The sequence below is a fragment of the Streptomyces sp. NPDC029292 genome, from assembly GCF_055569295.1.
On sequence record NZ_JBVHXR010000009.1, the window covers coordinates 60,646 to 81,622 of the forward strand.

Genomic DNA, 20,977 nt, shown 5'->3' on the forward strand with positions numbered 1-20,977 from the left:
AGCCCCGTGATCGAGCCCCTGCACACCGAACTGCTCCAGCTCGCGCACCAGGCCGCCCGCAGCGCCGGTGAGCTGCTGCGGGACGGACGCCCGGCGGACCTCACGGTCGCCGCGACCAAGTCCAGCCCGATCGACGTCGTCACCGAGATGGACATCGCCGCCGAGAAACTGATCACCGACCTGATCTCCCAGCACCGCCCGGGCGACGGCTTCCTCGGCGAGGAGGGCGCCGCCACCGAGGGCACCAGCGGCATCCGCTGGGTCATCGACCCGCTCGACGGCACGGTCAACTACCTGTACGGGCTGCCGACCTGGGCGGTGTCCATCGCGGCCGAACAGTACGGCGAAACCGTCGTGGGGGTCGTCGCGGCGCCGATGCGCGGCGAGACGTACCACGCGGTGCGCGGCCGTGGCGCCCGCGCCACCGGAGCCTGGGTGGGCGAGCGTCGGCTGACCTGCCGCCCGTCGCCGCCCCTGGACCAGGCCCTGGTGTCGACCGGCTTCAACTACGTGGCCGAGGTCAAGGCCCACCAGGCCGATGTCGCCCAGCGGCTGATCCCGCTGCTGCGCGACATCCGGCGCTCCGGCTCGGCCGCGGTCGACCTGTGCGACGTCGCGGCGGGCCGCCTCGACGGCTACTACGAGCGGGGGCTCAACCCCTGGGACCTCGCCGCGGGTGACCTGATCGCCCGTGAGGCGGGCGCGCTGACCGGTGGGCGCCCCGGAGAGCGCCCCGGAGGCGATCTGGCGCTCGCCGCCTCACCTGGTGTCTTCGAGCCCCTCCAGCGGCTCCTGGAGGACTTCGGCGCCTGGCACGACTGACGGCGCGTACAACAGGCGGCAAACGGAGCGGGGCCCCGGCACTGGATCGATACCGGGGCCCCGCTCTCGTACGAACTGATCAGACGCGCGACGCGCCGACCTCCACACCGTGCTCGGCGGCAAGGCGGTGCAGGTCGTCGAGCTCGGCCTGCTCGACCTCCGCGAGGAAGTCGTCGCCTGTTTCGCGAGCCCGCGTCAGGTCGGACTCGGTCGCCCTTATGCGCTGCAGAAGTCCTGCGGTGAATGCGTCCATGCTGCGCCCCCTCGTCCTGGGTCGTGGGTCGGTGGCACGGGGGTGTGCCGTTCGGAAGGGGCGATCACGTCTCCAGATGGGTGCCCAGCGCTGCCCAGGCTGGGCGGCGACGGTGCCGGACACCCACGCCCGCTCTGCGGAAGCGGTTGGACGTACCACAAGGTGGCTTGCCACATGCAGAGCGTGATCGCGGGGTGTAAAGCCGTCCTCCCCCCGCTCCCTTCCGTGGAAACCTCAACCCGACGAGAAAATCTCGCATTCCCGGGCCCGTTGACCGTCTTCCCGGGGGCCTCCCACCGCCTTACAGCCGGTTTATGGCCGAAAAGGGCAGGATGGAGGCCTTACCCGTGACAGACCCCCCGCCCGCGTGCGCCGAAGAGGCGCTACGCGGGTGGACAGAGGAAGGACAAGCGACGTGCGCGTACTCGTCGTCGAGGACGAGCAGCTGCTCGCCGATGCTGTGGCCACCGGACTGCGCCGGGAGGCCATGGCCGTCGACGTCGTGTACGACGGGGCGGCCGCCCTGGAGCGCATCGGCGTCAACGACTACGACGTGGTCGTCCTCGACCGCGACCTCCCGCTCGTGCACGGCGACGACGTCTGCCGCAAGATCGTCGAGCTCGGCATGCCCACGCGCGTGCTGATGCTCACCGCGTCCGGCGACGTCAGCGACCGCGTCGAGGGCCTGGAGATCGGCGCCGACGACTACCTTCCCAAGCCGTTCGCGTTCAGCGAGCTGACGGCACGCGTGCGTGCCCTCGGACGCCGTACGAGCGTGCCGCTGCCGCCCGTCCTGGAGCGCGCCGGGATCAAGCTCGACCCCAACCGCCGCGAGGTCTTCCGCGACGGCAAGGAAGTCCAGCTCGCGCCCAAGGAGTTCGCCGTCCTGGAGGTCCTGCTGCGCAGCGAGGGTGCTGTCGTCTCGGCGGAGCAGCTCCTGGAGAAGGCCTGGGACGAGAACACGGACCCGTTCACCAATGTCGTACGGGTGACGGTCATGACCCTGCGGCGCAAGCTCGGCGAGCCTCCTGTGATCGTCACCGTGCCCGGCTCCGGCTACCGGATCTGATCCACAGTGGCCACGACCCCCACGCATCCCACGGCTCCTCCGAAGCCCACCTGGGACCCCCGACGGCCGGAACCGCCGTTCCCCTGGCTGCGCCCGACCATCCGGATACGGCTCACGCTGCTGTACGGCGGCATGTTCCTGATCGCCGGCATCCTGCTGCTGTCGATCATCTATCTGCTCGCCGCGCAGGCGCTGAACACGGGCGGCGAGCCGCTCTTCAGGATCGCCGGCGGCACCGACATCAAGGTCACCAGTGACAACTGTCCCGCGGTCAACACGGGCAACCTGTCGCTCACCGCGTTCAACGACGCGATCAGCAACTGCATCGACCACCAACGCCAGGCCGCCCTGGACAACCTGCTCAGCCGCTCGCTGCTCGCCCTCCTCGGCCTTGCCATCATCGCGTTCGCCTTCGGCTACGCGATGGCGGGCCGGGTCCTCTCGCCGCTCGGCCGGATCACCCGCACCGCGCGCGCGGTGGCGGGCTCAGACCTGTCCCGGCGTATCGAACTGGACGGCCCGGACGACGAGCTGAAGGAGCTGGCGGACACCTTCGACGACATGCTGGAGCGGCTGCAACGGGCCTTCACGGCCCAGCAGCGGTTCGTCGGCAACGCCTCGCACGAGCTGCGCACCCCGCTGGCGATCAACCGCACGCTTCTTGAGGTGCACCTCTCCGACCCCGGGGCGCCGGTGGAGCTCCAGCAGCTGGGCAAGACGCTGCTGGCCACCAATCTGCGCAGCGAGCAGCTCGTCGAAGGCCTGCTGCTGCTCGCCCGCAGCGACAACCAGATCGTGGAGCGCAAGCCCGTGGACCTCGCCGAGGTCGCCTCGCAGGCCGTCGACCAGGTGCACGCCGAGGCGGAGGCCAAGGGCGTGGAGATCCGCGGGGAGCGCGCCGCGGCGGTCGTCCAGGGCAACGGCGTCCTGCTGGAGCGGATCGCCCTGAACCTCGTCCAGAACGCCGTGCGGTACAACGTGCCGAGTGAGGAGGCGCAGCGCGAAGCGCTTCCGAACAAGGGCGGTGGCGGGCGACGGGAGGGCGGCTGGGTCGAGGTCACGACACAGGTCGAGCACGGTCAGGCGGTCCTGGTGGTGTCGAACACGGGGCCGGTGGTTCCCGCGTACGAGATCGACAATCTTTTCGAGCCCTTCCGGCGGCTGCGTACGGAGCGCACGGGCAGCGACAAGGGCGTGGGCCTCGGCCTGTCGATCGCCCGGTCAGTGGCCCGCGCGCACGGGGGCCACATCGTCGCGGAGCCGCGGGATGGAGGTGGGCTCGTGATGCGCGTCACCCTGCCTATCTGAGACCATGTCGCCGACACGCGATGATGTTCGCTTTGCGCGGAATTTTCTGGCCGCCCATCCGGGAGGCTCGTGTGTGATCGATCACAAGGGCGAATTTCCGGCCATCTACTCTCCGTGATCATGAAGGCTGTCGGAAAGCCGGGAAAATCCGGGTTTTCGGGGGTCGAGATCACGGGAAGTACACGGTGAGACGCCTTTGAAGTCGGCATTCGGACCGTGTACGGTCCCGTTCGCCATCCAAGCCGATCACTCTTGAGGAGTCCGGTTGGGTGTCGATTGAGTAACAGACCTTGATGTGAGGCAAAATCTCCGCCTCGGGTCGGGCACAAGTCCGGCCTCTCACGCGTTACGTGCGCTGGAGACACCGCAGACACCCAGAGGGGGAGAGCGACATGGCAACGGATTACGACACCCCACGCAAGACCGACGACGACGTCGACTCGGACAGCCTTGAAGAACTGAAGGCTCGCCGGAACGACAAGTCGACTTCAGCCGTCGATGTAGACGAGTTCGAGGCCGCAGAAGGCCTGGAGCTGCCCGGCGCGGACCTCTCGAACGAGGAGTTGGCCGTCCGGGTGCTGCCCAAGCAGCAGGACGAGTTCACCTGCATGAGCTGCTTCCTGGTGCACCACCGCAGCCAGCTGGCCCGCGAGAAGAACGGTCAGCCGATCTGCCGCGACTGCGACTGAGGCAGGGTCGGCCGTGACTGGCTCGACCCCACCTTGGAAGCGCCGCTTCCCCCCGCGGGAAGCGGACGAAGGGCCCTCAGACGGCTCTGAAGGCGTGCGTGACGACGAGCGGGGCTCTTCCGAACCGGGATCAGCCTCGCTCGAGCGGGCGCCCGCCACAGGCGGCCTCACGGCCTCCACGGACACTCCCGCGCCCGCTGCAAGGCGCCGCGTGGCAGTCGTCCGGGAGGGGGTCAGGAAAGGCGTCCAGAAGGGCGGCAGCCGGGCCAGGGCGGGCCTGGCGTTCCTCGCCGACCGGATCATCGATCTCGCCCCGCGGGTTCCCGTACGGGACCTCGCGACCCTCCGCAGGCAGTTCCCGGGCCTTGGTCCCGAGCAGCTCGCGGACAAGCTTGTCGCGGGCGCGGCCGCCGCGACGTCCACGGTGGGCGCCGGGATCGGCGCCGCCGCGATGCTGCCGGTGCCGCCCGCCATGCCCACCGAGCTGGCCACCGAGATCACCGGCGTGGCCGCGATCGAGCTGAAGCTGATCGCCGAGCTCCACGAGGTCTACGGCCTGCGGCCGCCGGGCACCCTGAAGCAGCGCAGTGCCGCGTATCTGAACTCCTGGTCCTCGGAGCGCGGGATCGACGTGACGAAACCGGCGACCGTCAACGCCGCGCTGGGCGGCCAGATGAAGCGGGAGCTGCGCCAGCAGATCATGAAGCGGATGGTCCGGGATCTGCCCAACCTGATGCCGTTCATGGTCGGTGCGGTGGTGGGGGCGGTCATGAACCGCCGGGACACCAAACGCGTCGCGGCGCGTATTCGCAAGGACCTGCGCAAGGCCCAGGTGCCGTGGGACGCGCTTCCGGAGCTGCCGCCGCTGGAGAAGCCTTCGGATCCCCTGCGGGTGGGGGAGATCCCCAAGGGGCTGGAGCGCTGAGCCCGTCGTGAGGCGTTGCCCTGGGCAAGCCCCGGCCCGGGTGAAGCCCCGGCCCGGAAGACCCGAGTGAAGCCCCGGCTGAGCAGCGCTACCCAGCCGTCGCGCGTGCCGCTTCCAGCGCCGCCGCCAGCCGCTCCGGCTCCCGCGTCGACAGGTACAGGTACGGCGTCGGGTCGGCCGGGTCCGTGACCTGGACGCGCAGGGCTCCGGGGATGTAGGCGCGCAGGAGCATGAAGGCGCGTGGGTCGGCCTTGAACGTGCGCCAGGCGCGCGCCTCCTCCTGGTCCAGGATCTCGGCGTCGCCGAGCGCCGCGACCGGGATCTTGGCCTCGCCGGCGATCAGGGAGTCGCCGACGACACGGATGCGGATCGAGCCGTACGAACTGGCCACGACGGCCGAGACCGCGGTGCCGCCGACCAGGCCGCCCAGCAGCGGCAGCGTGCCGAACGGGAGAAAGACCAGGGCCATCGCGACCCCGACCAGGAAGCAGACCAGCCACCACGTGCGGGGGGCGGTGAGGCGTTCTTCGTACGGCGAGGCGGAGAGCTGCATGAAGCCAAGCTTGGCACGGTGCGTACGCTGCCCCGGGATCAGGGGGGCCGGTGCGAAGCGCGGTCGGGCAGGGCGGCGGTGGGAGACGGGCGGGCGGGTAAGGTCTGCGGCTGTGAGTGGTACTTCCGCAGCTCTGAAGCCTCCCGCCGACGCCGTCGCGCCGGTGCGGCACCCCGACGCGCCCGCCCCCGGTGAGCTCCTCGGGGCGCACTACGAACAGTGTTTCGGATGTGGCGGGGAGCAACCCCACGGACTGCACCTGGAGGCCCGCGCGGGGGAGGGGGTCCGGATCACGGCGGAGTTCACCGTACGGCCCGCCCACCAGGGCGCTCCCGGTCTCGCGCACGGCGGCGTCCTCGCCACCGCGCTCGACGAGACGCTGGGTTCCCTGAACTGGCTGCTGCGCACCATCGCCGTGACAGGACGGCTGGAGACCGACTTCCGGCGCCCCGTGCCGGTCGGCACCGTGCTCCACCTGGAGGCCGAGGTCACCGCCGTGGCCGGGCGGAAGATCTACTCCACCGCCACCGGGCGGATCGGCGGGCCCGAGGGGCCCGTCGCCGTCCGCGCCGACGCCCTCTTCATCGAGGTGAAGGTCGACCACTTCATCGACAACGGCCGCCCGGAGGAGATCCGGGCCGCCATGAGCGACCCGGACCAGAGCCGGCGCGTCCGTGCCTTCGAGGTGAACCCGTGACCCGTAACCCCGTGGACGTGCTGATCCGGCGCGTCGACCCCGAAGTCCCGCTTCCCGCCTACGCGCACCCCGGTGACGCGGGAGCCGATCTGCGCACCACCGAGAGCTGCGAGCTGAAGCCGGGCGAGCGGGCCGTTCTGCCCACGGGAGTGTCCATCGCGCTGCCCGAGGGGTACGCGGCCTTCGTGCACCCCCGTTCCGGGCTCGCCGCCCGCTGCGGTGTCGCCCTCGTGAATGCCCCGGGGACGGTGGATGCCGGGTACCGTGGGGAGATCAAGGTGATCGTGGTGAATCTCGACCCGCGCGAGTCCGTGCGGTTCGAGCGCTTCGACCGGATTGCCCAACTGGTCGTCCAGCAGGTCGAGAAGGTCCGCTTCCAGGAAGTGGCGGAGCTTCCCGACTCGGCGCGGGCCGCGGGGGGCTTCGGGTCCACCGGCGGTCATGCCGCCGTGGGCGGCGGGGCGGGTGGGAATCGATACGCTTCGGTCGTATCCGACCGGGAAGGACAGTGACGTGTTCGGACGTCGCAAGAAGGGCAGTGCCGCCGAGGACGCGGCGAGCGAGGCCGAGCAGGTCGTCGACGACGTCGACACTGAGGCGGACGAAGCCGAGGAGCGGGAGCGCGTGAGGCTCGAACCCGAGCCGCGCCCCGACGGTCCCTGGGACGGCTCCGAGGTCCGCGATCCGGCCGAGGGCCGGGTGGACCTGGGTGGCCTTTTCGTGCCCGGGGTCGAGGGCATGGAGCTGCGGGTCGAGGTCGCGGGCGACGCGATCGTCGCGGCGACCGTGGTCCTCAAGGACAGCGCCATCCAGCTGCAGGCCTTCGCTGCTCCCAAGCGCGAGGGCATCTGGGGCGAGGTACGCGAGGAGATCGCCTCCGGCATCACCCAGCAGGGCGGTGTCATCGACGAGGTCGAGGGTCCGCTGGGCTGGGAGCTGCGGGCGCAGGTGCCGGTGCAGCTGCCGGACGGCACGGGCGGCTTCCAGGTCGTGCGGTTCGTCGGCGTGGACGGCCCCCGCTGGTTCCTGCGCGGAGTGATCTCCGGGCAGGGCGCGGTGCAGCCGCAGGCCGCGGGCCTGCTCGAGCAGATCTTCCGGGACACGGTCGTCGTCCGCGGTGAGGGTCCGATGGCCCCCCGCGACCCGATCGTCCTGAAGCTGCCGGACGACGCGCAGATGGTGGCCGAGGGTGTCCAGCAGGAGGAGCAGAGCGGTTCCCGCTTCTCCGGCGGCATGGGACAGCTGCAGCGCGGACCGGAGATCACTGAGGTCCGCTGACGCGCGAGTGACACACGAGTCGGGCCGTACCCCTTTCACCAGGGGTGCGGCCCTTTCTGTGTCCAAGTTCTCATCCATGAACCGCAGTTGAGCTGCGCGCCTTCCTTCAGGCCTTGACGGAAGTCTGGTCTGTACCTATGGTCACCGGCCAGCGCGTGTGTTCAGTACCCAGTGCGTCGTTCATATACGAGAACGGATGGCCCCCACATGCCCGACACCCCCGCTGCCCACCGCCGCAGACGGCGCCCCGCCTTCGTCGTCACCGTCGCCGCCGCGACCGCCGCCCTGGTCGCCGGATTCCTCTCCTGGCCCGGCGCCCACCGCGCCGACGCCGCACCCACCACCTTCGTGCACCCCGGAGTCACCGTCTCCACGAGCCAGTTGGACTTCGCCCGCACCAAGGTCAACGCCGGCGCCCAGCCCTGGAAGGGCGCGTACGACCAGATGATGGCGAGCAAGTACGCCTCGCTGACCCGCACCGCCGCGCCCCGCGCGACCGTCGAGTGCGGCTCGTACTCCAACCCCAACTACGGCTGCACCGACGAGCGCGAGGACGCGATAGCCGCGTACACCGACGCCCTCGCCTGGTACATCACCCGCGACGACCGGTACGCGAAGAAGTCCATCGAGCTGATGGATGCCTGGTCGGCGACGATCAAGGAGCACACCAACAGCAACGCGCCCCTGCAGACCGGCTGGGCGGGCTCCTCCTGGCCCAAGGCCGCCGAGATCATCAAGTACACGTACACCGGGACCTGGGCGAACTCCGGCCGCTTCGCGACCATGCTCCGCGACGTCTACCTGCCCGAGATCATCAACGGCTCCAACTCCAACGGCAATTGGGAGCTGTCGATGATGGAGGCCGCCATCGGCATCTCCGTCTTCCTCGAGGACAAGACCTCGTACGACAAGGCCATGGCGAAGTTCCGGACGCGGACGGCCGCGTACGTCTACCTCTCCTCCGACGGCGCCGTGCCGAAGACCGTGCCGAGCCAGAACCTCGACACCACCGCGAAGATCGTCAGCTACTGGCAGGGGCAGTCCACCTTCGTCACCGGGCTCACCCAGGAGACCTGCCGCGACTTCACGCACACCGGATACGGCATCTCCGCCATCTCGCACGTCGCGGAGACCAGCCGCATTCAGGGCCAGGACCTGTACGGCACGGACGTCGGCGAGCGGCTGCGGCAGGCGCTCGGATTCCAGTCCAAGTACCAGCTGGGCGCGGCCGTGCCGAGCTGGCTGTGCGGCGGCTCCCTCAGCCTCGGACTCGGACCGGTCACCGAGGTCGGCTACAACGCCCTGCACAACCGGCTGGGCATCGCCATGACCAACACCCAGACGCTGACCGAGCAGAACCGCCCGGCCGGCAGCAACAACCTCTTCGTGGCCTGGGAGACGCTGACCCACGGGGACAACCCGAGCTGACCCATTGCCCGGCCGGGCGCCCGCTGGCGATACTGGCGCCCGGCCGACGGGGAGAGAACCGCCCGGCCTACGGGGAGGGTCATGCGCCAGGTCATCACCGACACCATGGTGCGCGTCGAGAACGTCCATCGCTCGTACGGCACCGGAGCCGCCGCCGTGCACGCGCTGCGGGGCGTCTCCTTCGATGTGCCGCGCGGTGAGCTCGTCGCCCTCAAGGGCCGTTCCGGCTCCGGCAAGACCACGCTGCTCAACCTCGTCGGCGGGCTCGACGAGCCGGACGAGGGCAGCATCACCGTCGACGGACTCGACCTCTCGGCGCTCGGCGAGAACGGGCTTCTGGAGCTGCGCCGGGACCGGATCGGCTTCGTCTTCCAGTCCTTCGGGCTCATCCCCATCCTCACGGCCGCCGAGAACGTCGGTGTCCCGCTGCGGCTGCGCAGGGCCGACCCGCGCGAGCGAGAGGAACGCGTCGAGCTGCTGCTCTCCCTCGTCGGCCTCGCCGACCACGCGGCGCAGCGGCCCGGCGAGCTGTCCGGCGGCCAGCAGCAGCGCGTGGCCATCGCCCGCGCCCTCGCCAACAACCCCTCGCTCCTCATCGCCGACGAGCCCACCGGACAGCTCGACGCCGAGACCGGCATCGCCGTGATGGAACTGCTGCGCGCGGTCGTCCGCAGCGAAAACGTCACGGCGCTGGTCGCCACGCACGACGCGACCCTGCTCGGCCTGGCCGACCGGGTGCTGGAGCTGAGCGACGGGGAGATCGTCGAGCACTGACGCGTCCGGCGCGGCACGGTCGACCTCCGGGCGCATCCGGCTTGCACCTGCGGGCGCATCAGGGTTGCGTCAAAGCCGACCCCAGGCCGACCCTCTGTCCCCTTTGTCGAGATTATTGGCCGTAAGGTCGACGCTGCGTACACAGCGGTGACAGGAAGACAATGGGGCCATGGGACGCGGGAAGCTTCGGATATACCTCGGTGCGGCACCGGGCGTCGGCAAGACGTACGCGATGCTCTCCGAGGCACACCGCCGCGTCGAGCGGGGCACGGACTGCGTGGTCGCCTTCGTGGAGCACCACAACCGGCCGCGCACCGAGGTGATGCTGCACGGTCTGGAGCAGGTCCCGCGCAAGGAGCTGGAGTACCGGGGATCCGTCTTCACCGAGATGGACGTGGACGCCGTACTGGAGCGCGCCCCGGCCGTCGCGCTGGTGGACGAACTCGCGCACACCAATGTCCCCGGTTCGCGCAACGACAAGCGCTGGCAGGACGTCGAGGAGCTGCTGGCCGCGGGCATCGACGTGGTGTCGACGGTCAACATCCAGCACCTGGAGTCGCTGGGCGATGTCGTCGAGTCGATCACCGGCGTACGGCAGCGGGAGACGGTGCCGGACGAGGTGGTGCGCCGGGCGGACCAGATCGAGCTGGTCGACATGTCGCCCCAGGCCCTGCGCCGCCGGATGGCGCACGGCAACGTCTACAAGTCCGACAAGGTCGACGCGGCCCTGTCGAACTACTTTCGGCCCGGCAACCTCACCGCGCTGCGCGAGCTGGCGCTGCTGTGGGTCGCCGACCGGGTCGACGCGTATCTGACCGAGTACCGCAGCGAGCACCGCGTCTCGAAGATCTGGGGCTCGCGGGAGCGGATCGTGGTGGGTCTGACGGGCGGCCCCGAGGGCCGCACGCTGATCCGGCGTGCCGCGCGGCTCGCGGAGAAGGGCGCGGGCGGCGAGGTGATGGCCGTCTACATCGCCCGCAGCGACGGCCTGACCTCGGCCTCGCCCAAGGAGCTCGCCGTCCAGCGCACGCTGGTCGAGGACCTGGGCGGCACCTTCCACCACGTCGTCGGTGACGACATAACGGTCTCCCTCCTGGACTTCGCGCGGGGCGTCAACGCCACCCAGATCGTGCTCGGCTCCTCGCGCCGCAAGACCTGGCAGTACGTCTTCGGGCCGGGCGTCGGCGCCACGGTCGCCCGGGAGTCGGGCCCCGACCTGGACGTCCACATCGTCACCCACGACGAGGTCGCCAAGGGGCGCGGGCTGCCGGTCGCGCGGGGTGCGCGGCTCGGCCGCTCCCGGATCATCTGGGGCTGGCTGGTCGGCGTCGTCGGCCCGGTGATCCTCGCGCTGCTGCTGAACACCGTGGACCTCGGTCTCGCCAACGACATGCTGCTGTTCCTGGCGCTGACGGTGGCCGCGGCCCTGCTCGGCGGCCTCTACCCGGCCCTCGCGTCCGCGGCCTGCGGCTCCCTGCTGCTGAACTACTACTACACGCCGCCCCTGCACCGGCTGACGATCGCCGACCCCAAGAACATCGTCGCCATCGCGATCTTCGTGGGTGTCGCCGTGTCCGTGGCGTCGGTGGTGGACCTGGCGGCCCGCCGCACCCACCAGGCGGCGCACCTGCGTGCCGAGTCGGAGATCCTCTCCGTCCTGGCGGGCAGTGTGCTGCGCGGCGAGACCAGCCTGGAGGCCCTGCTGGAACGCGTCCGGGAGACCTTCGGGATGGAGTCGGTGGCGCTGCTGGAGCGCACCAGCGACGTCGATCCGTGGACCTGCGCGGGCCGTGTCGGTCCGGGGGCGCTGGACCGGCCCGAGGACGCGGACGTGGACATGCCCGTCGGCGACCACATGGCGCTCGCGCTGTCCGGCCGGGTGCTGCCCGCCTCCGACCGCCGGGTCCTCGCCGCCTTCGCGGCACAGGCCGCCGTGGTCCTGGACCGCCAGCGCCTCCAGTTCGAGGCCGACCAGGCGCGCACGCTGGCCGAGGGCAACCGCATCCGCACCGCGCTGCTGGCCGCCGTCAGCCACGACCTGCGCACCCCGCTGGCCGGGATCAAGGCCGCCGTGTCCTCGCTGCGGTCCGACGACGTGGCCTGGTCCGAGGAGGACCAGGCGGAGCTCCTCGAGGGCATCGAGGACGGCGCCGACCGCCTCGACCACCTGGTGGGCAATCTCCTCGACATGTCCCGGCTGCAGACCGGCACGGTCACCCCGCTGATCCGCGAGATCGACCTCGACGAGGTGGTCCCGATGGCGCTGGGGGGCGTACCCGAGGACAGCGTGGAGCTGGAGATCCCGGAGAGTCTGCCGATGGTCGCCGTCGACGCGGGGCTGCTGGAGCGCTCGGTCGCCAACCTCGTGGAGAACGCGGTGAAGTACAGCCCTCTCGGTGAGCTGGTGCTGGTCTCCGCCAGTGCCATGGCCGACCGGGTGGAGGTGCGGGTGGTGGACCGCGGCCCGGGCGTCCCGGACGAGGCCAAGGACCGCATCTTCGCGCCTTTCCAGCGTTACGGCGACGCCCCGCGCGGCGCCGGCGTGGGCCTCGGCCTCGCGGTCGCCCGCGGCTTCGCCGAGGCGATGGGCGGCACCCTGAACGCGGAGGACACGCCCGGCGGCGGACTCACCATGGTGCTCACGCTCCGGGCGGTGGACCGCAGCCGCGACCTCGCCACCGCAACAGCAGAAAGGCACACCACATGACCCGGGTCCTCGTGGTCGACGACGAGCCGCAGATCACCCGAGCCCTCGTGATCAACCTGAAGGCACGCAAGTACGAGGTCGACGCGGCCCCCGACGGCGCCACCGCGCTCCAGCTCGCCGCCGCCCGCCACCCCGACGTCGTGGTGCTCGACCTGGGCCTGCCCGACATGGACGGCGTCGAGGTGATCAGGGGGCTGCGCGGCTGGACCCGGGTGCCGATCCTGGTGCTCTCCGCCCGGCACTCCTCCGACGAGAAGGTGGAGGCGCTCGACGCGGGCGCCGACGACTACGTCACCAAGCCCTTCGGCATGGACGAGCTGCTGGCCCGGCTGCGCGCCGCAGTCCGCCGCGCGGAGCCCACCGGCGGCGGCGAGGACGAGGTCATCGTGGACACCGAGGACTTCACCGTCGACCTGGCCGCCAAGAAGGTCAACCGCGGTGGACGCGATGTCCGCCTGACTCCCACGGAGTGGCACCTCCTGGAGGTGCTGGTGCGCAACACGGGCCGCCTGGTCAGCCAGAAGCAGCTGCTCCAGGAGGTGTGGGGGCCGTCGTACGGCACGGAGACGAACTATCTCCGGGTCTACATGGCCCAGCTGCGCCGCAAGCTGGAGCTGGATCCCTCGCGTCCGCGGCACTTCATCACCGAGCCGGGGATGGGGTACCGGTTCGAGAAGTGAACCGTGTCTGAGGGGCGGCGCCGCGAGTACGTCGCTGTCGGCGTACCCCGGTACGCTTTCGGTATGAGTGCTGTTCCTCGTTCCCAAAAGCCGGCCGGCCGGTTCCGGCGCATGATGGACCGGCTCTCCTCGTCCCAGGAGGACCTGGAGTCCGAGGAGCTGCGGGAGGACGCCGAGACCGCCGGCTGTACGCGCATCGGTGACTGCCACGACCGACAGATCGTGACGGTTACTGGTACCTTGCGCACGGTCACTCTGCGACCACGGGCCGGAGTCCCGGCTCTGGAGGCCGAGCTGTTCGACGGCTCGGCGGCCCTGGACGTGGTGTGGCTCGGCCGACGGTCCATCGTGGGGATAGAGCCGGGCCGCAAGCTGATCGCATCGGGCCGCATTTCGATGAGCCGGGGCCGTAGGGTGCTGTTCAACCCGAAGTACGAACTCAGACCCCTTGGACGGGAGTAGCCGGTGACGTCGCTCGACAAGCCGACCGAAGACGCCCAGCAGGATTCACGGGCGGTGACCGAGGCCGCGCTCTTCGAGGCGTTCGGCGGCGTGCGCGGCATGGTCGAGACCGTGGTGCCCGGCCTCCTGTTCGTCACCATCTTCACGATCAACAAGGACCTGCACTGGTCGGCGATCGCCGCCGTCGCGATGTCCCTGCTGCTCGTCGTGGTCCGCCTGGTGAAGCGGGACACCGTCAAGCACGCCTTCAGCGGCGTCTTCGGCGTCGCGTTCGGCGTGGTCTTCGCGATGATGACGGGCAACGCGAAGGACTTCTACCTGCCGGGCATGCTCTACACGCTCGGCCTGGCCGTCGCTTATATCGTCACGACCCTCGCGGGCGTCCCCCTGATCGGCCTGATCCTCGGCCCGGTCTTCAAGGAGAACCTCTCCTGGCGCACCCGCAACCCCGGCCGCAAGAAGGCGTACGCGAAGGCCAGTTGGGCCTGGGGCCTGATCCTGCTCGCCAAGTGCGCGGTCCTCTTCCCGCTCTACTGGTGGGCCGACACCACCAAGTTCGGCTGGATCCTGATCGCCCTCAAGATCCCGCCCTTCCTCCTCGCCGTCTGGCTCACCTGGGTCTTCCTGGCCAAGGCCCCCGCGCCGATCGACGTGTTCGCGGAGATGGAGGCGGAGGAGAAGGCGGAGAAGGAACGCAAGGCCGCGCTCGCGCAGGAGCGCGGCGAGACCGCGCCGGCCCGGCACCGCCGCGGGGCGTAGCCGCCTTCGGCGGTACGGCGCCGGGAGGCGTCACGGCTTCAGCGTGTACGACGATGGGGGCGCCCGGAGATCTCCGGGCGCCCCCATCGTCGTATCCCCGCCGACTAGCTCGTCGCGTCCTCGCGGCGCACCGACAGCAGGTCCTCCAGCTGTTCCTCGCGAGCCTGGGCGGCCACGAAGAGGAGTTCGTCGCCCGCCTCCAGGGAGTCCTCCCGGGAGGGGGTGAGGACGCGGGTGCCGCGGATGATCGTGACCAGGGAGGTGTCCTCGGGCCACTCGACGTCGCCCACCGTCGTACCGGCCAGGGCGGACTCCGGCGGCAGGGTCAGCTCGACCAGGTTGGCGTCGCCGTGGCTGAAGCGGAGCAGCCGGACCAGGTCGCCGACGCTGACGGCCTCCTCGACCAGGGCCGACATCAGGCGCGGGGTGGAGACGGCGACGTCGACGCCCCAGGCCTCGTTGAACAGCCACTCGTTCTTGGGGTTGTTGACGCGGGCGACGACCCGCGGGACCCCGTACTCGGTCTTGGCGAGCAGGGAGACGACGAGGTTGACCTTGTCGTCACCCGTGGCCGCGATGACCACGTTGCAGCGCTGGAGCGCGGCCTCGTCCAGGGAGGTGATCTCGCAGGCGTCGGCGAGCAGCCACTCCGCCTGCGGGACGCGCTCGACCGAGATGGCGGTCGGCGCCTTGTCGATCAGCAGGACCTCGTGACCGTTCTCCAGGAGCTCGCCCGCGATCGAACGGCCCACGGCACCGGCACCGGCAATGGCGACCCTCATCAGTGACCGGCCTCCTCTTCAGGGCCCTTGGCGAACGACGCCTCGACCTTGTCCACGTCGTCCGTGCGCATCATCACGTGCACCAGGTCGCCCTCCTGCAGCACCGTCTGCGAGGTGGGCAGGATCGCCTCGCCCAGCCGGGTGAGAAAGGCCACGCGCACCCCGGTCTCGTCCTGGAGTCGGCTGATCTTGTGGCCCACCCAGGAGGCGGAGGCGTGTACCTCGGCGAGCTGCACCCCGCCGGTGGGGTCGCGCCACAGCGGCTCGGCGCCCGAGGGCAGCAGCCGGCGCAGCATCTGGTCGGCCGTCCAGCGGACGGTGGCGACGGTCGGGATGCCGAGGCGCTGGTAGACCTCGGCGCGGCGCGGGTCGTAGATGCGCGCCGCGACGTTCTCGATGCCGAACATCTCGCGGGCCACCCGGGCGGCGATGATGTTCGAGTTGTCCCCGCTGGAGACCGCGGCGAACGCGCCGGCGTCCTCGATGCCCGCCTCGCGCAGGGTGTCCTGGTCGAAGCCGACTCCGGTGACACGACGGCCACCGAACCCGGAGCCCAGTCGTCGGAAGGCGGTGGGGTCCTGGTCGATCACGGCGACCGTGTGACCCTGTTGCTCCAGGGTCTGGGCGAGAGCGGAACCCACTCTTCCGCAACCCATGATGACAATATGCACGGCCTTACCCCGCACTCCCCGCTAGGCTTCTGACCTGCGTAAATGTCTTGCTCATGTCCTTCTCTCGGCTCGCCAGGCAACACGCTGCGGCCACTTTGCGGCCCGCCAGGCAACATCATGCCGGTGAATCCTGGTTGTGATCCCGCGCAGGTGTGAGCCGTCGGCTTCGCTTGCCCGCCTCCACCGTATCGGCAATGCCGTACGGGGCGATGAGGGGGCACGGGTGCCGCAGAGTCCGCGAGAGGGTGCGACAGCCGCTCGGGCTGCTCGTCCGGTCGGCTCCGAAGCGAGCGGCGGCGTGATCCCGATGTCCGGCCGGATCGCCATGCGCGCGTCACTCGGAGTGGGGCTCAGAGCGACCGCAGGATCTCCACGAGGCGCACGGTGACCGTCTCGGCCGCGCCCTGCGCGTACCGCGAGTTCATCGCCTCGTAGGTGACCCGGTCGTAACTCCCGGCGTCCGCAAGGTACTTGGCGGCACCGTTCACCATGGTGACGACGCAGGTGCCGGGGAACGGCGACGCGGCCTTGAGGTCGATGCCGGTTCCGGCGTTCAACTCGGCCTGCAGGCCCACGAGTACGGTGTCGCCGATCCGGGCCACGACGACCGGCGCCTCGGACGTTCCGTCGGGCGTGAAGTCGTAGCGGGTCGCCGGGCGGAGCGCGTGCAGGCCGCCCGCGGGGGGTAGCTGGGCGGGGACCTTCACGCTGTCGTTCACCACCCGCAGCGGTGCGGTCGGCTCGGTGACGCGGATGCGCTCACCGACCCGCACGGCTTCGGCGGCGAGCCGCTCGCCGAGCAGCTCCACCAGCGCGTGTCCGGCCTCGTGGACGTCGCACTGATGAAGTGTGCCGTCCACGTCGACGGTGGTGCGGACGGCGGTGAGGTAGGGGGCCTGGTCCCCGGCCGCCCCGATCAGGAACAGGACCACCGTGCCGTCGCCGTAGTGCTCCTCCACCTGACGTGCGGCCGCGCCCGCCAGATCGGCGGTGACCTGCCGCTCGCCCGCCCGCGTCAGCGAGCCGTTCATCACCGAGGACTGGACGGCATGGTTCACGAGCACGGCGATGGGGTGGCCGTCAGAGCCGTCGATCCGCAGGACGCCCAGGCTGTCGTCGGTCGGGCCGCTGTCGTCGGCCCCGATCCACCAGCCGTGCGGGGTGCGGACGTCTCGCTGGACGTTGACGCGGCTCCTGCCGAGCCCGAAGCCGGTGCGTGCGGGCCGCAGGGTCCGGGTGGCCTCGGCCGCGGCCCGTGTCACCGCGTCGTCGACGGCCCTGCTCAGCCGGGCGTTCTTCTCCTGCTCGCCCTCCGCGGCGCGCTCGGGCGGTTGGATGTGCGGGGCGGAGAACGTGTGGCTCGCCACGACCAGGGAGTGCGCCGGGTCGACTCCGCAGACCTGGTGGAGGATCTCCTTCGTACGGGCTATCTGGTCCTCGAAGATCGAGGTCTGCTCGATCACCGCGACCGCGAGCCGGGTCGCCGCGTCGTCCAGGACGAGCACCCGTACGTGGAGGGGATCGTGGACTGCGGTGAAGCCGTCCACGGGGAAGAGCGGGGCCGGCAGGTCGACGGCTGCCTTGCCGGCGCCCGCGCGCAGCGACACTGACGCGTTCACCGTGTGGCCTGCAGTTGCTCGGAGATCAGGCCGAGCACGCCGTCGACGATCGCGTCCTCGGCGTGCCCCCGCGTGATCGGGCAGCCGTTGACCGAGTGGACCGGGCGGTCGAAGCGGGCGTCGTCGGCGAGGTAGCCGATGCGGTCGTTGGCGATGGAGATCAGCAGGGTGCGGGCGAGCGGTGACTCGTCCTTCAGCCGCCGGCCGATGTCGGTGACGACCTCGCCGGACACGCCGGCCAGGGCCACCTCGTTGATCTTTATGAGGGCGAGGCGCAGCGGCACGGAGTCGACGAGGTCCTGCTTCATGGTCTCCATGACGTCCTTGCCGGCCTTCACCGGGCACGGCACCGTCCGCTGCCCGGCACCGATGCGGACCGTGGAGGTGAGCTCGCCGATCCGGCCCGCTACACGCAGTACCTCGGCGCCGACGATCAGGCCCTGGGCGTCCATGGCCGCGTAGGCGCGGGTCTTCTGCCGCTCGGTGGCGGCGACGCCGAACGGGACGCCGATGTCGACCCGGGGAGCCTGGTCGCCGAGCGCGCCGGTGGTCCACAGAGCGACCGCGTCGCCGTCGTAACTCTCCTCGATGTAGCGGCAGGCGGCCCCGGCCAGATCACCGCTGACCTCCCCGGTGCCCAGCACCACGGTGGAGTGGACCGCGTAGTTGACCACGAGCGCGATCGGATCGCCGTCCAGCGCCTCGAACTTCAGGACCCAGACCGTCTTGTCCGACGGGCCCTGCGGGTTGTGCCCGAGCGTCCACTCGCCGTCGGCGTACACCTCTCGGTTGACGTTGACGTCGGCGGTGCCGGTGCCCACGCCGAACCGGGCCGGGCGTGCGCCGGCCCGGGCCTCGCGCAGCGCGGCGACGATCCTGTCGTAGACGACCTCCGTGTACGCGAACGACTCCGGCCCACCGGCGTGCGCCAGCGCGCCCGGCGAGACGTCCGCGATCCGCGGCGCGTTGTGGCTGTGCGTCGCGGTGATGACCACGTGGTCGGCGCGGATGCCGAGCTCGCGCTCGATCCGCTCGCGCACGGGGGTGATGTCGCCCGCTTCGATCAGGTCCAGCGACACCAGGGCCGTCTCGGTCTCTCCGTCGCTCAGGAACAGCGCGCGCAGGAACAGCGGGTCGTGCACGCCGGAGAACGCGCCGGGCAGGGGGTGCAGACCCGTGAGGTCCTCCGGGGTGATGTCGGTCTTCACGACACCGACCCGCAGTCGCCCAGCCCCCTGCGGTCCGGTGGGGGAAGGACGCTCTTCGTGCAGCGAGGTCAACGGTTTCTCCTGGTCGCAGAGGGGTTGGAAGGTAACAGGGCGGTCTGTGCCGGGCGCCGTCGCGCGGCTCAGGACGTGGCGGACGGGGACACTTCGGCGGCCTCCCGGTCCCTGCCGGAGGCCGGCTCGTCGCCCGCGATGGTGGCCGGCAGCCCGTGCTTGGGCAGCCGGGGCAGCCAGAGCAGGCCGATGACCGCGGCGAGGGCGCCCAGCCCGATGAGGACGGTCATGAAAAGGGTCGGGGTGTTCTGCACCAGCGTCGGAGTGAACAGGCCGAAGGCGGCCATGACATAGCGGGCCGCGCCGAAGGTGAGGCCCTGCGCGGTGCCGCGGATCTCGGTGGGGAAGATCTCCTGGCTCCACACCTTGTACAGGCCCTCGCCCGCCCAGGTCCCGGCGATGGTGTTCATGACGAACAGCACCGCCAGGGAGGCCACGGAGTAGCCGCCCAGGATCGCGGCGAGCGGACCGACGGCCAGCGCGGCCAGGCCGATGACGAGCAGCACCCGCCGCACCGGGGAGTCGGCGAGGCGCTGGAACAGCAGGGCGATCGCGATGCCGACGACCATGGTGCCCCAGCCGATCAGGCTGAAGACCTGGACGGTGGAGTGTCCCAGGGTGACGACGAGATAGGCGCCGAACTGGCCGATGGTGTTAGGCATGATGCCGCTGATCACGAAGTAAAGGCCGGTGGCCAGCAGGCCCATGCCGTAGGGCTTGCGGAAGGCGGCCCTGAAGTCGCGGCGCGAGGCGGCGGCCGGGACCCTGTGGGTCCGCTGCCAGGCGGCCGACTCCGTCAGCCCACGGCGCAGGCACCACACGACGATCGAGACGACCAGCAGATGGGCGAACATGATCTTCGCTGCCAGGGCGCCCATGTCACCGACGAAGAACCCGAGGATCTGGACGACGGAGACACCGGCCAGCCACAGCGTCTGCGAGTAGGCGACGGTGCTGCTCTGGCGTCCGGCGGCGGCCTCCTCCGCCATCAGTGCCAGTGAGGTGGGCACGTCGGCTCCCATGGCGAGGCCGGTGACGATGACGCCCGCGAACAGCACGGCCTCGTTGGGGGCGAGGATCACGGTCAGCACGCCGATCGCGTAGATCACGAGGTCGACGGAGTAGACGGCACGGCGGCCGAGTATGTCGCCCAGCCGGCCGCCGATGACGGCGCCGGTGGCGAACATGAGCATGAGGACGGAGTTCAGCGCGCCGACCGCCCAGGAGCTCAGACCGAACTCCTGCTGGAGGACGACGGACGACATGCCGACGGACACGATGGTCGCGCCGTCGAGGTAGGAGGCCATGCCGCCGAGGGTGGCGGTGTACCAGGGGCGGGGACGCTTGAGGGCGCTGGACACGTGCGGGATGCCTCACTTCGCTGTGGGGGCGTCGATGTCCCGGCGCAGAGCGGTCGCCGGAACGACACGGACGGGAGAGCGGAGCGTCGGCCGGGTACGGCGGGTCCGCCCGGAGAGGGCGGGACGCGTGGTGAGGACGGCGGAGGTCGTCGCCGCGGGGGAGGACCGGGCGGTGGGGGTGGCCGCGCCGGGGTGCGCCGGAGGGCGCCGGGGTCAGCCGGTTGCTTCGGGGCGGACGTGCTGGAAGCCGCGTACGTCCGGGAAGGGCGGTTCGCGGTCGGGCTGCAGGTCCACCTGGAAGGTGTTGAGGACCAGGGCGAGGGTCGCGAAGTTGCCGAGCGCGACCACGAGGTCGACGAGCGCGGGCTCGCCGAACTCCGCGAGCGCGGCGGCGTACGTCTCGTCGTCGACGAAGTGCTCCAGCAGCGCTTGGGAGGCGAACCGGTGGAGGATCTCCTCGTCGGCGCGGGCGAAGCGCGGTTCCTCGCCGCGGGCCAGCCGGTCCAGCGCCGCGGGATCCAGGCCGGCCGTCACCGCCTTGCCGACGTGGGCGTTCCATGAGTGCTGTGCGTCGAAGCGGCGCGCGGCGATCAGCAGGGTCAGTTCGCGCAGTCGGGGCGGGAGAGCGGAGTCGCGCATGCAGTACGTGCTGAGCGCCTCCACCCGGTCGCCCAGGCGCGCGCTGCGCAGCAGCACCTCGAACGGGCCGTGGACTCCGCCCCGTTGGCGAGTGAGCCGGTCACGGAGCTCGGCCTGGTCCGCGTTCAAGTCCTGGAGCGGGGCCAGACGCATTTTTCCTCCTGGTGATCGCGTACAGGGAGCGGACAGGGAGCGGAATCGGCCCCCTGGAAACATGACGG

Annotated in this window: 22 protein-coding genes; 14 read left to right on the plus strand and 8 right to left on the minus strand. The window is 70.7% G+C overall.

Going from position 1 to position 20,977, the window contains the following annotated elements; genetic code table 11:
- Positions 1 to 6: 6 nt before the first annotated feature.
- Positions 7 to 822: an inositol monophosphatase family protein gene (locus ACZ4WS_RS20715; protein WP_467982365.1), complete on the plus strand. Its 816-nt coding sequence runs from the start codon at positions 7 to 9 to the stop codon at positions 820 to 822.
- 79 nt (positions 823 to 901) lie between these two features.
- On the opposite strand, the gene ACZ4WS_RS20720 is transcribed toward ACZ4WS_RS20715, so the two are convergent.
- Entirely contained in the window at positions 902 to 1,075 is a 174-nt protein-coding gene (locus ACZ4WS_RS20720) for a hypothetical protein (protein WP_202918129.1), read from the minus strand.
- Between the two features lie 415 nt (positions 1,076 to 1,490).
- On the opposite strand from ACZ4WS_RS20720, the gene ACZ4WS_RS20725 reads away from it, so the two are divergent.
- The 4 genes from ACZ4WS_RS20725 to ACZ4WS_RS20740 all read left to right on the plus strand — a co-directional run bounded on the left by ACZ4WS_RS20725 (position 1,491) and on the right by ACZ4WS_RS20740 (position 5,066).
- A complete protein-coding gene (locus ACZ4WS_RS20725) occupies positions 1,491 to 2,144 on the plus strand; it encodes a response regulator transcription factor (RefSeq protein ID WP_010983842.1) in 654 nt (217 codons plus the stop codon).
- Positions 2,145 to 2,150: 6 nt separating this feature from the next.
- Positions 2,151 to 3,452 carry a sensor histidine kinase gene (locus ACZ4WS_RS20730; protein ID WP_467982367.1) on the plus strand — a complete coding sequence of 434 codons (1,302 nt, stop codon included), beginning with the start codon at positions 2,151 to 2,153 and terminating at the stop codon, positions 3,450 to 3,452.
- A gap of 392 nt (positions 3,453 to 3,844) precedes the next feature.
- Positions 3,845 to 4,141, plus strand: a complete 297-nt coding sequence (locus ACZ4WS_RS20735) for a DUF4193 domain-containing protein (RefSeq protein ID WP_005481602.1) — start codon at positions 3,845 to 3,847, stop codon at positions 4,139 to 4,141.
- A gap of 13 nt (positions 4,142 to 4,154) precedes the next feature.
- Positions 4,155 to 5,066 (plus strand): hypothetical protein, encoded by a 912-nt coding sequence (locus tag ACZ4WS_RS20740; RefSeq protein WP_467982369.1) that lies wholly within the window; start codon positions 4,155 to 4,157, stop codon positions 5,064 to 5,066.
- Positions 5,067 to 5,154: 88 nt separating this feature from the next.
- On the opposite strand, the gene ACZ4WS_RS20745 is transcribed toward ACZ4WS_RS20740, so the two are convergent.
- Positions 5,155 to 5,619, minus strand: coding sequence for a DUF3093 domain-containing protein (locus tag ACZ4WS_RS20745; RefSeq protein WP_467982370.1), 465 nt, complete (start codon positions 5,617 to 5,619; stop codon positions 5,155 to 5,157).
- Positions 5,620 to 5,731: 112 nt separating this feature from the next.
- Here ACZ4WS_RS20745 and ACZ4WS_RS20750 point away from each other — a divergent pair, with 112 nt between their 5' ends.
- The 9 genes from ACZ4WS_RS20750 to ACZ4WS_RS20790 all read left to right on the plus strand — a co-directional run bounded on the left by ACZ4WS_RS20750 (position 5,732) and on the right by ACZ4WS_RS20790 (position 14,404).
- Positions 5,732 to 6,316 carry a PaaI family thioesterase gene (locus ACZ4WS_RS20750; protein WP_467982371.1) on the plus strand — a complete coding sequence of 195 codons (585 nt, stop codon included), beginning with the start codon at positions 5,732 to 5,734 and terminating at the stop codon, positions 6,314 to 6,316.
- Entirely contained in the window at positions 6,313 to 6,828 is a 516-nt protein-coding gene (gene dut / locus ACZ4WS_RS20755; protein WP_467982373.1) for a dUTP diphosphatase, read from the plus strand. Before ACZ4WS_RS20750 ends, dut begins: the two co-directional genes overlap by 4 nt.
- 1 nt (position 6,829) lies before the next feature.
- Complete coding sequence (locus ACZ4WS_RS20760) at positions 6,830 to 7,594, plus strand: DUF3710 domain-containing protein (protein WP_467982374.1); 765 nt, start codon at positions 6,830 to 6,832, stop codon at positions 7,592 to 7,594.
- Between the two features lie 207 nt (positions 7,595 to 7,801).
- On the plus strand, positions 7,802 to 9,022 hold the full coding sequence (locus ACZ4WS_RS20765) for an alginate lyase family protein (RefSeq protein ID WP_467982376.1): 1,221 nt from the start codon (positions 7,802 to 7,804) through the stop codon (positions 9,020 to 9,022).
- 81 nt (positions 9,023 to 9,103) lie between these two features.
- Entirely contained in the window at positions 9,104 to 9,796 is a 693-nt protein-coding gene (locus ACZ4WS_RS20770) for an ABC transporter ATP-binding protein (RefSeq protein ID WP_467982377.1), read from the plus strand.
- Between the two features lie 169 nt (positions 9,797 to 9,965).
- On the plus strand, positions 9,966 to 12,503 hold the full coding sequence (locus ACZ4WS_RS20775) for a sensor histidine kinase (RefSeq protein ID WP_467982379.1): 2,538 nt from the start codon (positions 9,966 to 9,968) through the stop codon (positions 12,501 to 12,503).
- Positions 12,500 to 13,183: a response regulator gene (locus ACZ4WS_RS20780; protein ID WP_467982381.1), complete on the plus strand. Its 684-nt coding sequence runs from the start codon at positions 12,500 to 12,502 to the stop codon at positions 13,181 to 13,183. Before ACZ4WS_RS20775 ends, ACZ4WS_RS20780 begins: the two co-directional genes overlap by 4 nt.
- Before the next feature lie 63 nt (positions 13,184 to 13,246).
- Positions 13,247 to 13,645: an OB-fold nucleic acid binding domain-containing protein gene (locus ACZ4WS_RS20785; protein ID WP_467982382.1), complete on the plus strand. Its 399-nt coding sequence runs from the start codon at positions 13,247 to 13,249 to the stop codon at positions 13,643 to 13,645.
- Between the two features lie 3 nt (positions 13,646 to 13,648).
- Positions 13,649 to 14,404, plus strand: a complete 756-nt coding sequence (locus ACZ4WS_RS20790) for a DUF3159 domain-containing protein (RefSeq protein WP_467982383.1) — start codon at positions 13,649 to 13,651, stop codon at positions 14,402 to 14,404.
- Positions 14,405 to 14,508: 104 nt separating this feature from the next.
- On the opposite strand, the gene ACZ4WS_RS20795 is transcribed toward ACZ4WS_RS20790, so the two are convergent.
- The 6 genes from ACZ4WS_RS20795 to ACZ4WS_RS20820 all read right to left on the minus strand — a co-directional run bounded on the left by ACZ4WS_RS20795 (position 14,509) and on the right by ACZ4WS_RS20820 (position 20,909).
- Complete coding sequence (locus tag ACZ4WS_RS20795; protein ID WP_099506151.1) at positions 14,509 to 15,186, minus strand: potassium channel family protein; 678 nt, start codon at positions 15,184 to 15,186, stop codon at positions 14,509 to 14,511.
- Positions 15,186 to 15,857 carry a potassium channel family protein gene (locus ACZ4WS_RS20800; RefSeq protein WP_467982384.1) on the minus strand — a complete coding sequence of 224 codons (672 nt, stop codon included), beginning with the start codon at positions 15,855 to 15,857 and terminating at the stop codon, positions 15,186 to 15,188. Before ACZ4WS_RS20800 ends, ACZ4WS_RS20795 begins: the two co-directional genes overlap by 1 nt.
- A gap of 350 nt (positions 15,858 to 16,207) precedes the next feature.
- Positions 16,208 to 17,476, minus strand: a complete 1,269-nt coding sequence (locus ACZ4WS_RS20805; protein ID WP_467982385.1) for a hypothetical protein — start codon at positions 17,474 to 17,476, stop codon at positions 16,208 to 16,210.
- Complete coding sequence (locus tag ACZ4WS_RS20810) at positions 17,473 to 18,756, minus strand: neutral/alkaline non-lysosomal ceramidase N-terminal domain-containing protein (protein WP_467982387.1); 1,284 nt, start codon at positions 18,754 to 18,756, stop codon at positions 17,473 to 17,475. The genes ACZ4WS_RS20805 and ACZ4WS_RS20810 overlap by 4 nt, the downstream gene beginning before the upstream one ends.
- A gap of 68 nt (positions 18,757 to 18,824) precedes the next feature.
- Positions 18,825 to 20,117, minus strand: a complete 1,293-nt coding sequence (locus ACZ4WS_RS20815; protein ID WP_467982389.1) for an MFS transporter — start codon at positions 20,115 to 20,117, stop codon at positions 18,825 to 18,827.
- Between the two features lie 213 nt (positions 20,118 to 20,330).
- Positions 20,331 to 20,909 (minus strand): carboxymuconolactone decarboxylase family protein, encoded by a 579-nt coding sequence (locus ACZ4WS_RS20820; protein ID WP_467982391.1) that lies wholly within the window; start codon positions 20,907 to 20,909, stop codon positions 20,331 to 20,333.
- Between the last annotated feature and the right edge of the window lie 68 nt (positions 20,910 to 20,977).